General features: G+C 69.0%; 9 protein-coding genes and 2 pseudogenes. 7 read left to right on the forward strand and 4 right to left on the reverse strand.

The window, feature by feature from the left end; genetic code table 11:
• Entirely contained in the window at positions 1 to 1,227 is a 1,227-nt protein-coding gene (locus RPQ07_RS37335) for a hypothetical protein (protein ID WP_313948704.1), read from the forward strand.
• Positions 1,228 to 1,964: 737 nt separating this feature from the next.
• Positions 1,965 to 2,888: a hypothetical protein gene (locus RPQ07_RS37340; RefSeq protein ID WP_313948705.1), complete on the forward strand. Its 924-nt coding sequence runs from the start codon at positions 1,965 to 1,967 to the stop codon at positions 2,886 to 2,888.
• Positions 2,889 to 2,957: 69 nt separating this feature from the next.
• Here the strand turns inward: RPQ07_RS37340 and RPQ07_RS37345 are convergent, their stop codons facing one another.
• The 4 genes from RPQ07_RS37345 to RPQ07_RS37360 all read right to left on the reverse strand — a co-directional run bounded on the left by RPQ07_RS37345 (position 2,958) and on the right by RPQ07_RS37360 (position 8,295).
• Positions 2,958 to 4,055, reverse strand: a complete 1,098-nt coding sequence (locus RPQ07_RS37345; RefSeq protein ID WP_313948706.1) for a hypothetical protein — start codon at positions 4,053 to 4,055, stop codon at positions 2,958 to 2,960.
• Entirely contained in the window at positions 4,052 to 6,373 is a 2,322-nt protein-coding gene (locus tag RPQ07_RS37350) for a hypothetical protein (RefSeq protein WP_313948707.1), read from the reverse strand. The genes RPQ07_RS37345 and RPQ07_RS37350 overlap by 4 nt, the downstream gene beginning before the upstream one ends.
• On the reverse strand, positions 6,370 to 7,089 hold the full coding sequence (locus RPQ07_RS37355) for a hypothetical protein (protein ID WP_313948708.1): 720 nt from the start codon (positions 7,087 to 7,089) through the stop codon (positions 6,370 to 6,372). Before RPQ07_RS37355 ends, RPQ07_RS37350 begins: the two co-directional genes overlap by 4 nt.
• Positions 7,090 to 7,263: 174 nt before the next feature.
• The gene (locus RPQ07_RS37360; RefSeq protein WP_313948709.1) at positions 7,264 to 8,295 is read right to left on the reverse strand and encodes a TniQ family protein; all 1,032 of its coding nucleotides are present in this window, start codon (positions 8,293 to 8,295) and stop codon (positions 7,264 to 7,266) included.
• Positions 8,296 to 8,543: 248 nt separating this feature from the next.
• Between RPQ07_RS37360 and RPQ07_RS37365 the strand changes: the two genes are divergently transcribed.
• From RPQ07_RS37365 to RPQ07_RS37385, 5 genes and pseudogenes are all read left to right on the forward strand, one after another.
• Positions 8,544 to 12,155 carry a Helicase associated domain protein gene (locus RPQ07_RS37365; protein ID WP_313948710.1) on the forward strand — a complete coding sequence of 1,204 codons (3,612 nt, stop codon included), beginning with the start codon at positions 8,544 to 8,546 and terminating at the stop codon, positions 12,153 to 12,155.
• 74 nt (positions 12,156 to 12,229) lie between these two features.
• Positions 12,230 to 12,770, forward strand: a pseudogene (locus RPQ07_RS37370) (transposase); the annotation flags it as partial.
• Positions 12,771 to 12,822: 52 nt separating this feature from the next.
• On the forward strand, positions 12,823 to 13,602 hold the full coding sequence (locus RPQ07_RS37375) for a helix-turn-helix domain-containing protein (protein WP_313948711.1): 780 nt from the start codon (positions 12,823 to 12,825) through the stop codon (positions 13,600 to 13,602).
• The gene (locus RPQ07_RS37380) at positions 13,569 to 13,982 is read left to right on the forward strand and encodes an IS30 family transposase (protein WP_313949140.1); all 414 of its coding nucleotides are present in this window, start codon (positions 13,569 to 13,571) and stop codon (positions 13,980 to 13,982) included. Before RPQ07_RS37375 ends, RPQ07_RS37380 begins: the two co-directional genes overlap by 34 nt.
• 18 nt (positions 13,983 to 14,000) lie before the next feature.
• Positions 14,001 to 14,756 (forward strand): annotated as a pseudogene (locus RPQ07_RS37385) (IS256 family transposase); the annotation flags it as partial.
• Positions 14,757 to 14,949: the final 193 nt, after the last annotated feature.

A 14,949-nucleotide genomic window follows, 5' to 3' on the forward strand; every position in this document is an offset into this window, starting at 1 on the left:
GTGCTGGACTGCCCGAATCCTCCGCCCGTCACCGTGGTGCTCGACCCGTACGACGATGTGGTTCACACCCGGGCGGCCCTGGCATCCCATGCCCCGCATCACGGACGCCTCACCGTGCACCCGACCCCGGGAACTGACACCGCCATCGCGCTCGCGTATGACGTCCTCGCCGCACTGGGCAAACCCGTCCCTCTGACCGGCTACCGCCCGCTCCATACGGGCCCCGCCTGGGCGATCGCGGCCGCCTGGATCCTCGCCACCCCCATCACCCACCTCACCCTGCTACGCGCCCACCTGCTCACCCCGCACCGCTTCAGAGACCTTCTGGCCCTGCGCCGGCGCACCGGGGTGCGCCTGATCCTCGTTTGCCACCACCGGGCCATGCGGGCGTTCCTGGAGCGCGGACTACGGCAGGTCGAGCACCGCATCGCGGAGGCCTCCGCCCTGCTGCCCGAAGCCGAGCCGATCGCCCTGGAGCGCCAGACACCTCAGGCAAAGAGGCCCTTGGCGAACCGCTGGATCAGCCTGCCCGCGCTGACCACGCTCAAGGCCCTCGATAACGCGACCGGCCCGTGCCACTGTGCCGCGCCGATGGCGGCGGACCGGGACTTCTTCCCACCGGTGATGCCGTCCGTCACCGAGTCAGAAGTCGCGTGGCGGCTGCACCGTGCCACCGCGCACCCCTATCTGGCGGCTCAGCTCGCTACGGCTGCGTTCACCGCCGCTTCCACCACCCAGCTCAACACCGCACACGTCCGCGATCTGAGCCCGGATGCCTCCACGATCACGCTTCACGATCATGGGCTGCGCAATGGCTGCATGACCCACTCCGTTCCCGTCTGGGCTCGCCCCCTGCTGAGGGCAACGGCTCTTCTCTGGCGCCTCACAACCGGCACGAGCGGCCCCCTCTTCAGCGATCCGCTGGGAAGCGAGGAACTACCGTCCCTGACCGCCTTCGCCGAAGACTGCAAGCTCCGCCCGCCCCAGCCGCCGCGCTCCAAGCCGCGTCGTGGCCGGCGAGGGAGGACGCGGAGTGTGAAGGTGCCGGAGGAGACGATCTGGCCTGTGTGTACCGCTCACTTCGGGCTCTCGTGGGCCAGGGATGAACCCGCTCTGATGCAGGGCTGCCCGCACCCGCCTCCCCACACCCGATGGACCATCGAACGGCGGAAGAAGGGCTGGCTGCCGCCCGACTACGGACTGCGCGAGCTGCGCCACCTGCGCTGAGAACCAGCGAATCTGCAGGTGTTGCCTCTCGAGATTGACTGGTGGTCATGGACCACAGCCTGCGACAATAGGGCTGTGACGTCGTCAGGGTGACGCTTTGTCAGTGAACATCTGGTGCGGCGGTACTCACTGCCAATATGGTGCAGATTCCCTGACGCCCGTCCAGCGATTGACGGATGGGTATCAATTTCCCCAACGCTACATGTGCATCAAACAGATGCAGCCCGCGTAGCTGCAACCGGACCCGAACACCCCCGTATCCTGCCAGCTGTGCCTTCTCACCGATTGTGTGACTGAGACAGCCCGGTGAGCTGTGGAGATGTAGGTAGCTGAGAATGCTGTGAGCGGTGGTTAATGCATCCTGACCTGCTGCGATGCAGGTTGCTTGAGAAGAGCGCAGGTGTAGCGAGAACGCTGGTGTGCCTGGACGACGCAGGAGCAGTTTGATCTTGTTGGTCGGGTCCGGGTGGCGCTGAGTGGGCGAGGCGGGCCTCCGTCAACCCTCGCTTGTATGACACTGTGTCAAGGTGCCGGTGTCACTGCTGGGTTGTGTGGACGCCGGCGGCTCGGCGGCAGATGGTGAGGTTGCGTGGTGGGGGGCGGGTGAGCCCTGACGCCCTCGCTGGCTCTTTATCGAAGTATCTGCCGACGTGTGATGGGTTCTGTGCTTTTGGGGTGGTGGATGTCGAAGCGGCGAGACGATGGGCTGACTGACAGGACCAGGCTTCGGAGGGTCTGTGGAAAAGCTCGTCACCGCTGCTGATCATGTGCATGATCACTCGGGAGACCGTCGTCGGCGGTTCGTGGCGCCTTCGGAGTTCCACGTGCCGGACTTCGGAGCCCGTGCCGCTGTGATGGACCAGTTGTACGATGCGGCGCTGGACGGCTGCCAGGAGTGCCGATCGGTTCTGCTGGATCGCGTGGCCGCGGATGCTCGGGCGGTCAGCAAGTTGATGGAGTGGGCCTGTCTGATCGTTTCGGAAGTGCACGGGAGGTTCCCGGGGGCGCTGCTGGCGGGCGACGAGCCGGAGGAGGCTGTCTTTCGAACCTCGGCTGCTTTCCGCAGACTTGCCCAGCCGTGGGCCGGCGGGGCGCAGGGTGCGCAGGCGGGCATCACGAGCGCGGACTGCACCGTGCCGGAGCGGAGGGAGGCGGCCGACACGGCGGTCGCCCTGGTGGCTGGGCTGAGCGCAGAGGATCAAGGGGGCCGGGAACCGCTCGACATCGCCCCCGGAGAGATGCAACTGAGGGCACAGAGCGGGCACTTCGCCGAGCAGGCTGTGATCTTCATGTTGCAGCCCCTGACCATGAAGATGGAGAACGCAGACGGCGTCGTGGAGGTGCAGGACGCCGTGGAGTTCCTCGTGCGCGAAGCGGGAGGGGTACCCCTGTCGACGGCGACGTTGTTCGCCCCTGAGCGCACGGCGGGGTGGAGCGCCCAGCTGCGCCTGCCTGGCAACATGCTGCTCGTTTCCTTCCCCGACGGACTCTGCTTCTACGACGGGACCATGCCGACGACGTCAGCGTGGCGGAGGGCTGTCGCTGCGACGGGAGACGTTGCGATCATTACTGGGCCGATGACCGATCCGACGTGTGTGGACGGCGCGATCTGGGCTGGCCGGACCTCCTATGTGCGGGTGCCGTTGACCATCCACGAGTAGTCGGCCGCCGCAGCACTCTCACGTTGCCGGTGCTGCAGGTCGTGGCCGCAGCGTGGGTCCGCAGCGCGTTCACCAAAGACCGGCGGTGTCCTCGCCGGCGGGCAGGTCGAGGTAGGCGGCAGCATCACGCAGAACGTCGGGGGTGAGGGACTCGGTGCGGTCGAGGATCGCGAGCTGGGCGGCCATGGCGACCAGCGGAGCGAGATGCTCCATGAGCCCGTCGGTGATGAGGTACAACGCCTCCTCGTACTGCAGCAGCGCTTTGGGCTCGTGGTGGATGAGATGCACTTTGGCTGAGAGCGTGGCGACTGCGCTGACCCATTCGTCGGGGTGCTCGCCGCTGCGCGGCGGGAGCCGGTTGACCCACAGGGTGGGGACCGCGCGGGGCCGCAGCGAGGCGGTGGCCTCACCGGTGCGGCGCAGCGCCGGGATCCGGGCGGTGCGGGCTTCGCGCAGGATGTCGCTGGAGCCGATCCCGCTCCAGAAGATGGTCAGGGACAGTTCGTCGGCGAGGTAGTCGAAGAAGTCGAACGTCGGCTGCAGGTCTTCGGTGGGCAGCCGGTCGATGCCGTCGATCAGGCACAGGCGGGTACGGCTGCTGCGCATCATGTGCAGGGCGGGTCCGGTGAAGTCCTTCATGCGCAGGACGGGCCGGCCCTCGGCGTCAGTGCGGTAGAGATCCCATCCCAGGAAGGTGGCCATGGCGGCGGACCAGTCGGCCGGTGCGCGAGGGTCGGGCGGGGTGTTGAGGCAGAGCACGGGGATGATGCTGTCGTCGATGCCGTGCAGCTGTTCCAGGCGGCCTTGATAGCCCAGGCCGATGTGGTGCAGCAGAGTCCGCTTGCCGGTGCCGCGGCAGTCGCTGTCGATGGCGACGTGGGGGCAGGGGTGGCGGCGTTCACCGTTGAGGCGCAGCAGGCGGCGTGCGGTGAGCAGGCCTTTGCGGATGTCGGTGGTCTCCACCAGCCCCAGCCGGGCGTGGTAGCGCACCCGCGGATCGTCTTCGTCGACGGTCTTCGGCACGGTGGCAGGCAGCGGCGGGGGGTGCGGGGGGTCCTCTCGCACCAGCGCGTTCCAGCCGTGCACGGTGCTGGTGGCGTCCTGCGGGTCGGCGGCCGCCGTGGGGCGGGCCGAGGTCGTGCGTGGCGCGCGCGTCCGGGTGCTCATGAACGGTCTCCCGGGAGGGGCTCGGGGTGGTCTGGGGGCGGGGTGTTGTCGCTGCCGTCCTGCGGGTCGGGGGGCGGGATCTGGGGGAGCGAGGCGAGGAAGTCATCGAGGCTCTGGGTGCCGCCGCGTACCGGCTCCGGGGTGTCGAACAGGTCCCGTGCGGGCCGGTCCAGCGAGCGGAACGGACGCACCGAGTCGATGTCCAGCGGGGGCAGTTCAGCCGCGTGGGGCGGCGTGGGCGAAGGCACGGCTGGCAGCGGCCCGACCGCACGGGCAGGCGCGGGCGCGTCGGGCGGCGCACCAGCGCGGGTGCCAGGCTGAGGCCCGGCGGCCATGGTGCGTTGCAGCTCGGCCAGGACCCTGGTGATGGCCACCTCGTCACGGGTGCTGCCGCCTTGGGCCTGGTGGATGCGCACCGCCTCCTCCCAGGCCTCCTCCGTCCACCGGTCATGCAGCAGCCGGCGGTGGATGAAGGGCACTTCCACCCACGGATTCTCGCCCCGCTCGTCGGCCCGGCGGTCGAACAGCCAGGCGTATTCGGGGTTGTTGGGGGAGCAGTGCACCTCCCAGCGGCCTTCGAGCCAGGCGATCCCCGACGAGCCGCGAAACGCGTCCAGGCCACCCCGGTCCAGGTTGTAGGTGCGGTTGTTGAGCTGAAAACCTTTGCGGGTGACGCGCACATAGCAGGCGGGCAGCAGCTTGCGCGTCTCGCTCTCGGTCAGGCTGATGCGCCGGTAGCCGCGCATCGCCACCAAGGCGGCGTACATGGCGTTGGGGGAGACCTTCACTCCGGGGTGGAAGGGGCTGCGCAGCCCACCGTGCGGGGTCTGCTGCCAGTGCAGCACGACCCACTGCTCGAACAGATCCTGCAGCTGCGCAATCGTCCACACCAGTTGTTTGCGGACCTGTTTGCCGCGCAGGTCCAGCCGGTGGTGGGTGTAGGAGGCCAGGTACTGGCTGAACCCGAATTTGATGGCGCGCATGGCCCGTTCGACGATGGCCTTGTCGATCGCGGTCCGCAGCCGCGCCTTGCGGACCCGGATGCCCAGCGACAGGCAGGCCCGGGTGAAGTCCTCGGAGATGTAGGGCGATCCGTGGTCGATCACCACCGTGTGCGGTTTGATCACGGGGCGGGCGGCGGAACCGGCGAACCGTTCATCGGCGGCCAGGAGCTCCTCGTAGGGGAGGGCGGATCCCTCCATGAGGGTGGCCGGGCCCCAGCCCGGACGGGCCGGCAGCGGTGCCAGAGCTTGCCCGAGGACCTGCACCGTGTCGAAGGACCGGGTGGCCCGCCCGGCGATCCACCGGCCGGTGCCGTCACCGCGCCGGTGCCGTTTGGGCACGACGAGCGCGCCGATGATGCTCCGGGTGGCGACATCGATGGCGATGGTCAACTCCACGGAGATCACCCGTCCGTCGTCGCCCATCGCCAGCACGTCCAGCCCTGTGGTGTCGATCTGGACGAGTTCGCCGGGCCAGCGCGCGAGTGTCGCCGGACGCCCGGTGTACCAGCTGGCGGTGTGGGCACTGCCGGCGGACCGGGCCGCCGCCACCGCATGTGCGTTCTCGGCGGTGATCCCCAAGCCGGCCAGCAGCCGGTACCAGGTGGCCTGGCTGCACCGCAATTCCTTGGGAACCTTGCCGCTTTTCGCGTAGCGGGCGGAGACCAGGCGTTTCACGTCGTCGATCAGACGCGACAGGGTGCCGGGGGAGCGGCCCGCCTCCCGCTCATCATCCAGGACCTCCCACACCAGGTCGACCACCTTGGCATCGACGCGCCCGGTGAGGGACTCGCCGCGCAGGCTGCGCTTGTCGACCAGTCCCATCAGGCCGCCCGTCCGCCACGCCGCGCACTTGCGTTCCACCGTGGCGGCCGACACCGTATGGCCGAGCGCGGTGAGCTGGTCGGCCTTGGCCCGGCAGCGCTGCTTGAGGGTGCGCAGGGCGGGATCGAACGCGGGCTCGGGCGACGTGTCGGCCGCAATCCAGGGGGCCTGTTCGTGCAGGACGTCCTTGACGTGCCGCTCCCACCGCTTTGCCTCCTTGCGCAGCGCACGCGGCAGGCCCTGTAGTTCACCGACCCGCATCGGTACCACGGTCCGCTGGGCCGGCCGGCTGACGACGGCGAAGTCCGGGGCCGCCGTCAGCGCCCGCTGCACGATGACCAGCGGATCCGCGGCGGCCTGCCCAGGCCGCTCCAGATACACCTGGGGCCCGCAGAACGCGATGACCACCCAGGGTTCGCCGCGATAGCGCACCGTGTCACCCAGGGCGAGGCTGTCTTGCAGCGGGGGCGGCTCCCCACGCCGCCCGTTCACGGCAGTACCCCAGAACTGCTGCTGCGCCACACGGTCGTGGAGGGCGTGAGCAACAGCCGCGTATCGAAGTCCAGGGCGCTCTTCCACAGCAGGTGGTAGGCCAGGTCCACGCCCACCAGAGCAGGCAGGCCGGCCGCCCGCACCGCGTGACAGATGCGGCGTGGGCGCCCCACCTGGCCCAGCAGCCGCTCGAGCTGATCCGGGCAGCCGACCGGGTCACGTGCCGCATGCAGCAGGGTCAGATTGTCCAGCTGAACGCCCTGCGGCGGCACCATCACCCGCACCTGCCAGCCAGCCGCCGCGGCCACCACGGCCAGTACCTCCTGCTCCAGGTGCCATCGGTCCGACAGTTCGGACGGCTGCACGCACACCACCTCGCGGCATCCTGCGCGCCGGGCGACAAACGCCGGCCGCACACGATGTGGCCGCGCATCCTGCCAGTGCAGCTCCACCGGCCCGGTGCTGCGCGCCCCTACCTGCGGGTCGCGGTCCAGCAGCATCGAGCAGGCCAGCTCGCGCAGCGATGAACACGACTGCGCCTGCCCGCCGGCCGAGGCCGCCGTGTTGGTGACGAACGAGGTCCGCCCGGGATAGGCCACCGGCGGACGCACTGGCGGCAACTCCTCGAACGGGATGACGCCCACTCGGTCGGCGGGCAGGGCACGCTGCCGCCCGAAACGGTCGACATACACGACCGTGACGTCCTGGGCGTGCACGGGCACGATCCCCATCCCCCTCTGGTCCGGTGGCAGACGGCCGCGCGGAACAGCCCCGGCCAGCATCAACCAACGCGCCGTCCCGGACAGACCTCTTTCCCCACAGGTCACCCGAACCGGTGATGCGGCGAGCGCATGTTCCACTCCTCGCAAGAGGCGGGCGGTCACGCAGGTCTAGACGGGTACCGACGGATCGTTCCACTGCCATGGCAGACAGCACCGGTCCTCCAGCGCGCTCCGCTCATCACTGTGTTGATGCACCACGGCGCCCACGCACGGCGCCGGCCCGCTGCGGCCCGGTGTGAAGCCCTCCATGCAGGCCGGCGGCACGCAGCGACGGTGCAGCGCCAGCCATTCCGCCACCGGAACCTGCCAGCGTCCCGCCGGCGCCCCCGCCGCGGTGGCCAACTCGCGGCAGTCGGCCACCAGTTCCGACTCGGCTCGCCCCCACTGCGCGGCCGGCATCACGGCCCGTCGCTGCTCATGGCGCAGCAGCAGGCGGGCCACCTGCACCGCTTCGGGATACAGCAGCAGCCATGCCGTCTCGGCATCCCCGGGATGCAGTCCCGCCCGCCGGGCCCGCTCCTGCCACAAGGGCCCGAACAGGCAATGACGCCACCACCATCCGACGATCGCGAAGGCGTCCGCGGACACGAACGCTCCCGCCGACCCCCACCGCCGCTCCAGTCGCAGCCTCAAGCGGTGTGCGCGGACCGTCTCCGGCAGTCGCCGCACATCGACCGCGTCGCCACCCGCCTGGCGGACGTGGGTGAACCGATCGTGGCGCCGGCAGATCGTCCACCCATCCGGCCACACCAGCCACACCACCGCCTCGGGCGCACCGCGCCGGGCCGCACACAGGTGACAGGCAGGCACCAGATAGTGCGGCAGTGGCTGCCACGGCCACTCCCACCGAGCCTGCTCACCGGGCTGCAGATGCGGCTCGAGCAGATGCGGCAGCGCCCGACGCAGCCGCGGCCAGCTCATCCCCACCATCATGGCCAGCCGATCGACCGCCGCACGGCTGAGGAATACCTCCGCCAGATGCGGCGCCAGCGCCTGCTGCCCGGGCGGGCCCGAACCCAGCTCGCCGAGCAGGAAATCCACCGACACACCCTGCAGGGCGGCCACCCGCGCCAAGAACGACGCGTTCGACTCACCCGCCACCAGCAGCACGCGCCGCGCCGCCAGTCTCCCGCCGTGCACCGCGCCCCCTCCCTTGGCCCGCCGCGGGCCTAAACCGGCAACGACCCCCGGTGCACGGCCGGGAGGTGCACCGCGACCGCCGGCGGACCACCGCAGCCCCTCTCTACCACGCCTGTCACACACCGCCCATGCTTCGTCCGGCATCCTCACCCGCACGGAGGACAGGTGGTCAAAGGCGACGGCACGTCAGGCAGTGAAGGCGGCATCCTGCCCGTGATCCTCACTGCGCCGGCCTGGGGGAGCCGCCCGTGCTGCACGATCTGCCCGCTCAACGCCTGCCCAGCGAACTGTGGACGCGCCAGCGCGCCGCGGCGGACTGCGTCCTCAACGACTTCGCCATGGGCCATGCACGGGTGCAGGTGATCATGCCGTGCGGCACAGGAAAGACCCACCTCGCCGTCCACATCGCTCACGAAGTCGCCCCCGACAGCCGCAGCCTGACCGTGATGCCGACCCTGGACCTGCTCAACCAGACCGCCCGCGTCTGGCACACCTCCGGCCGGCCCGGCCACTACTTCGGCCTGTGCTCCGACAAGCAGACCAGCGAACCCGTCCTGAGCGGCGTGCTCACCATGACCAGCAACCCCGCCCGGCTGGCCGCCGCCGTGCGCGCCGCCGACGGGCCCGTCAGCATCTTCGCCACCTACGCCTCGCTGCCCAAGCTCGTCGAGGCCCACCGGCGTCACCTGATGCCGCGCTGGGACATCGCGGTCGTCGACGAAGCCCACCGCACCGCCGGGGCCCGCACCAAACCGTGGGCCGTCATCCACGACAACGACGCCGTCCCCGCCCGTCACCGGCTCTACCTCACCGCCACGCCCCGCATCTGGGACGTCAACCGCGGCATCACCACCGAGCCGGTCGCCTCCATGGACGACACCAACCTCTACGGCCACATCGCCTACCGCTACTCGCTGGCCGAGGCCATCCACGAGGGACGGCTCGCCGACTACCGCATCGCTGCCCCCGAAATCCACGACCCGCACCTGCACGCCTTCCTCGTCGGCCGCAGACGAGGCGGCGCCCACCGCACGCCCCAGGCCGACGCCATGCGCGTGGCGGTGGCCCAGCTGGCCCTGCTCAAAGCGCGCGAAGAGCACGGCATCCGCCGCCCGGTCGTCTTCAGCCGCAGCATCGTCCAAAGCGAGGCCTTCGCCGAAACGCTGCCCGAGACCGCCGCCGCCATCCCCGGCGGCCACGCAGACGACCTGTGGGTCGCCAGCGTCCACTCCCGAAACAGCCGCACCGCACGGCGGGAGCGCCTGGCGCGATTCGCCCAGCCCCCGCAGGAGAGACGCAAGGACCGGCTGGCGGAGCTGAGCGTGCTGTGCAACGTCCGCCTGTGCGTCGAAGGCGTCGACTTCCCGCTGGCCGACTCCGTGCTCTTCGCCGACCCCAAACAGAGCACCATCGACATCGTCCAGGCGATCGGCCGCGCGCTGCGCATCGGCCCCGGCGTGAACAAGATCTCCACCCTGATCGTCCCGGTGCTCTTCGGGCCCGGGCAACGAGCCGAGGACGCCACGTTCGGCACCCCGTACCACCTGCTGCACCAAGTGATGATCGCTCTCAAGGCATACGACGAGCACTACTTCCGCCGCCTGCCGACCAGCGGCACCCGGCTGCAACTGCCCACCCCCGCTTTCGCCACCCGGCCCGCACGCGCCCCAGAGATCGCCCCACACCTGATGCTGCGGATCATGGAACCCGAACCCGACATCTGGGAAACCGGGATGGCCTGCGCACAAGACTTCTTCGACACCCACGGCCACCTGAGCGTCCCCAGCAACCACATCACCCCCGACGGCTTCCACCTCGGCTGCTGGCTGGGCTACCAGCGCGCCCTCAAGGCCGCCGGCAACCTCTCCGCGGCCCGCGCCGCCGCGCTGGCCACCTGCAACATGCCCTGGGCACACCCCAACAACAGCACAGAGACCTTCCTGGACATCGCCCAGGCCTACGCCCGCGAGCACGGCCACCTGCTCCCGAAACCGAAAGCGACCTACCAGGGCCGCCCCCTGGGCGAGTGGCTCGCCGAACAGCGCCGCCAGGCAACCGGCGGCAATCTGCCCGCCCCCTACCAGCGCGCCCTGAAAGACATCGACCGCTGGTGGAACCCCGCCTGGCCCCACGAGTGGCAGCGCATGTGCGCCCGCGCCCGCAGCCATGGCAAAGCCCTGGCCATCCCGGCGGGCCCACTGCCGGCCGACGCCGACACCATCACCCGCTGGCTGGACGGACAGGTCGACACCTTCCCAACCCTCGCCAAGGGCCAGCAGGCACAACTGGCCGCACTGCCCCTGCAGCACGACCCCCTCGCCCCCGCACTGCGCCGCCCCCTCGGCAGCCAGGTCGCCACCCACGCCCACGGCCTGCGCGCCGCCCGGCGCTTCTACCGCCACCACCAACACCTGCGCGTTCCCGCCGACTACGCCGACGAACACACCAAGCCACGTTTCCCCTTGGGCCAGTGGATCGCCGACCTGCGCACCTCCGCCGGCGCGGGCCTCCTCAGCCGCGAAGAGATCAACTCTGTCGAAGCCCTGGCCATGGAATGGGCCCCCGAACCCCAGTACGACAGCACCCCGACCACACTCCCCGGGACATCCACCAACACCACCGACGAGCAGCCGCCTGCCCAGCAGCCGCAGCCGACGCACGGCGCCACCGACCCGCATAAACGCGGTCAGACTTTCTGGATCGCGGGCCGCGAACCGTCACCTCCCATGCTGCCCGACGTCATCCTCAACGGCGGCCGTCGCATGCTGCTCAGCATGCCGGCCGGGGGAGGCAAGACCATGACGGTAGCGACAGCGGTCCACGAAGCCGCGAGCCGCGCGTGCCTGGTGCTCGGGCCGGACCGGGCCTACCTCCATGACGTTGTCAAGACCTGGCGCATGGTCAGCCGGAGACCTCTCGCGGGCATCAACATCCAGCCCACCCGAAGTGGCAAGGTAGGCGACAAGCTGACCACCGCAGGACAACTGGCCGGCTGGATGGCACAACAGCCCCCGGGAGCCCTCGTCGTGGCCCGCTACAGTGATGCCCGGCTCATCGCCGAAAGCCACCGCGATCACCACCTGCCGCCCTGGGACCATCTCATCGTAGAGGAAGCCCACCGCACCGCCGAAGGCATCTGCAGCTCGGACCACCCGCATGCCGTGATCCACTACGACGACGGCATCCTCGCCTACAAGCGCGTCTACCTCACGGCCACACCCCGCATCCCCAGCGAACTGCCCGGCCCAGGAGACAACCGAACCGAGATCACCTGGGCCGTGGACATGCCCGCCCAGCCGATCTTCGGCATCCATCACCCCAGCGTGGACCGTGCACAACTCGTGGACAAAGGACTGCTCAGCCCCTACCAGCTGACGCGGATCCAAGTGCCCGAACTGCCCAGAAACCGCATCTGGCGGACCCAAGCCATCGGAGCAGCCCACATCATCGAACAACACCGCCTGCGCCGCGTGGTGGCCGTACTCCGAGACCTGAAGCGGGCCGAAGCCTTCGCCTGCCAACTGGCCATCCAAATGCTCGACGCGGAGATCCGCATCCCCCCGCAGACGGCGGTGCGCTACCCGCACAACCAGCCGGTGATCCGCTGCCAGCGCGCGACCGACCCCATGCCCCCCGACCTCGACGCCCTCGTACTCCCCTCCAGCGCCTACACCGCACTGGAACTGGTCGATTCACTCTCCCCCCTGCTGGGCCAGCACCACGAACGTGCCGCACAGACAGCGATCATCATCCCTGAGCCCTACGACCCCGACGCCGCCGCGCCACCCGCCGCACCCCCTGCCGTCCTCCGCCGCATCGCAGCAGCGCTCTGGGCACACGATCCCGCCGGCTCTCAGTGAGTCCTGCCACTGTGACCTGCGGCGGCGGGACTGTAAGACGTTCGGTGTAACTCCCGATCATGGAAGATGCACCGATGACCAGTGAGAACGTGGCCGAGCAGGAGGCTGTCGAGTCGGCAGCGGCTGTGTCGGCGAAGGCCGTGGACGACCAGTTGATCGACGAGCTGGTGGGCCGTGCCCAGGCCGAGAGCCTGCAGCTGACCGGTGAGGGCGGACTGCTGCAGCAGCTGACCAAGCGGCTGCTGGAGTCCGCTCTCGAGGGTGAGATCACCGACCACCTCGGCTATGACAAACACGATCCGGCCGGCAAACGGCGGCAACTCCCGCAACGGCAAACGCTCCAAGACTGTCCTGACCGATGTCGGGCCGGTGGAGATAACCGTGCCCCGCGACCGGGACGGCTCCTTCGAACCGAAGATCGTCAAGAAGCGGCAGAAGCGCCTGACCGGCGTCGACGAGATGGTCATCTCGCTGGCTGCGAAGGGTCTGACCACCGGAGAGGTCCAGGCCCACCTGGCAGAGGTCTATGGCGCCGAGGTCTCCCGCCAGACCATCTCCACCATCACCGACAAGGTCCTCGAGGGCATGGCCGAATGGCAGAGCCGCCCCCTCGACGCCGCTTGAGTTCTATCGGTGGTTGCGAACGCTCCGGAAGGAGAGTGTTCGCATGCCGAGGTACGCCCCCAACAGAGTGCCGACTGCGGTGAAGAAGAGGTACTTCGAGCTGCTCCACAAGGGGTACCGAGGTGCGGCTGCCGCCCGCCAGGTCGGGGTGTCCACTAGCTGTGGTTCGTTGTGGTTCATCGATGCTGGAAGCATGATCGTTCCTGACCTCGGCCCGATATCGCCGCGCTTCCTCACCCAGGATGACCGCATCGCGATCGCCGACGGCCTGTACGCCGACCAGAGCGTGAAGCGGATCGCTGCCTCGATCGGGAAGAGCTTCCAGAGCGTCTACCGAGAGATCGAGCGCAACAGCAAGCCGGACGGCCGCTACAACCCCTGGTGGGCCCACAACCAGGCCCTCCTGCGTCGCAGGCGTCCCAAGGAGGAGAAGATCCGGGCCGGCGAGCCGCTGCGAACGTTCGTGCGCGAGAAGCTCACTGAGAAGTGGTCCCATCAGCAGATCTCGCGCCACCTGGCCCGCGAACACGGCCGCGACACATCGATGCGGGCATGCCCGGAGACGATCTACCGGGCTCTGTTTGCCGGCCTCCTCGGCCGGCGCGACGCCAAGCTCCGTACCGGCCGAACCCGACGCAAGAGGCAGCGCCGCGGCGTGCCCACCCTGAACAAGATCAAGAACATGACGCTGATCCACCAGCGTCCCATCGAGGTCAACGACCGTAGATCTCCGGGCATTGGGAGGGCGATCTCATCATCGGCCGCGGACAGGGCTCGGCGATCGGCACCCTGGTCGAGCGCACCACCCGCTACGTCCAACTGATCCATCTGCCCGGCGGCTGGAAGGCCCCGCAGGTGCGCAACGCGCTGATCACGCAGACCGCTCACATCCCACCTCAGCTACGGCGAACCCTCACCTGGGACCAGGGGCGCGAACTGACGCTCCATGAGGACATCGAGGCCCTCACCGGCTTCCGGATCTACTTCTGCGACCCTCACTCGCCCTGGCAGCGTGGCACCAACGAGAACATGAACGGCCTGCTGCGGCAGTACTTTCCCAAGGGCACCGACCTGTCCGTCCACTCGGCCCGCGACCTCCGTGAAGTCGCCCGTCAACTAAACCGCAGGCCCCGCCTCGTCCTCGGTGACAAGTCCCCGGTCGAGGCCATGCGAGAATGCCTTACAGGCCCATTGACCAGGTGATTCGCAACCACTGATGGAAACCGCCCCGTCTATCCGGTGGTCTTCATCGACGCCATCCACGTGAAAATCCGCGACGGCGCCGTCGCCAACCGGCCCATCTACGTGGCCCTGGCCGTCACCACCGAAGGCCGGCGCGAGATCCTGGGACTGTGGGCGGGCGACGGCGGTGAGGGAGCCAAGCACTGGCTGCACATCCTCACCGAGATCAAGAACCGCGGCGTGAGCGACGTCCTCATGCTCGTCTGCGACGGACTGAAGGGCCTGCCCGAAGCGGTGGAGACAGTCTGGCCGAAGACGATCGTGCAGACGTGTGTGGTGCACCTGCTGCGGAACTCCTTCCGCTATGCCGCCCGCCAGGACTGGGACAAGATCGCCAAGCTCCTCAAGCCCGTTTACACCGCGCCGACCGAAGAGGCGGCCCTGGAGCGGTTCGCGGAGTTCGCGGACGCGTGGGGCAGAAAGTATCCGGCGATCGTGAAGCTGTGGGAGAACGCCTGGGAGGAGTTCACTCCGTTCCTGCGGTTCGACACCGAGATTCGCCGCATCGTCTGCACGACGAATGCGATCGAGTCGGTCAACGCCCGCATCCGGCGAGCGGTCAAGGCTCGTGGACACTTTCCGAACGAGCAGGCCGCGCTGAAGTGCGTCTACATGGCCATCATGTCTCTCGATCCCACCGGCAAGGGCCAGGCCCGCTGGACCATGCGCTGGAAGACCGCGCTCAACGCCTTCGACATCACCTTCGACGGCCGGCTCTCAGCAGCCCGCCAGTAACCAACAACCCCAGTTACACCGCTCGTTTGACAGACCCGCGGCGGCAGACCGTCATGCAGCCGAGGGTCAGCGATGACGCCGCCGAGACTGGGCGGCGGGGAGCAGAGGACAGGGTCCGTGAGCCACCCGGTGGAGTCGGACGGTGTCTTAACCGATTGCGCTGTGGTCGTCGTGACGTCTGCGGGGCAAGGCC

Source organism: Streptomyces sp. AM8-1-1 (assembly GCF_032229325.1).
Taxonomy (GTDB): Bacteria; Actinomycetota; Actinomycetes; order Streptomycetales; family Streptomycetaceae; genus Streptomyces; species Streptomyces achmelvichensis.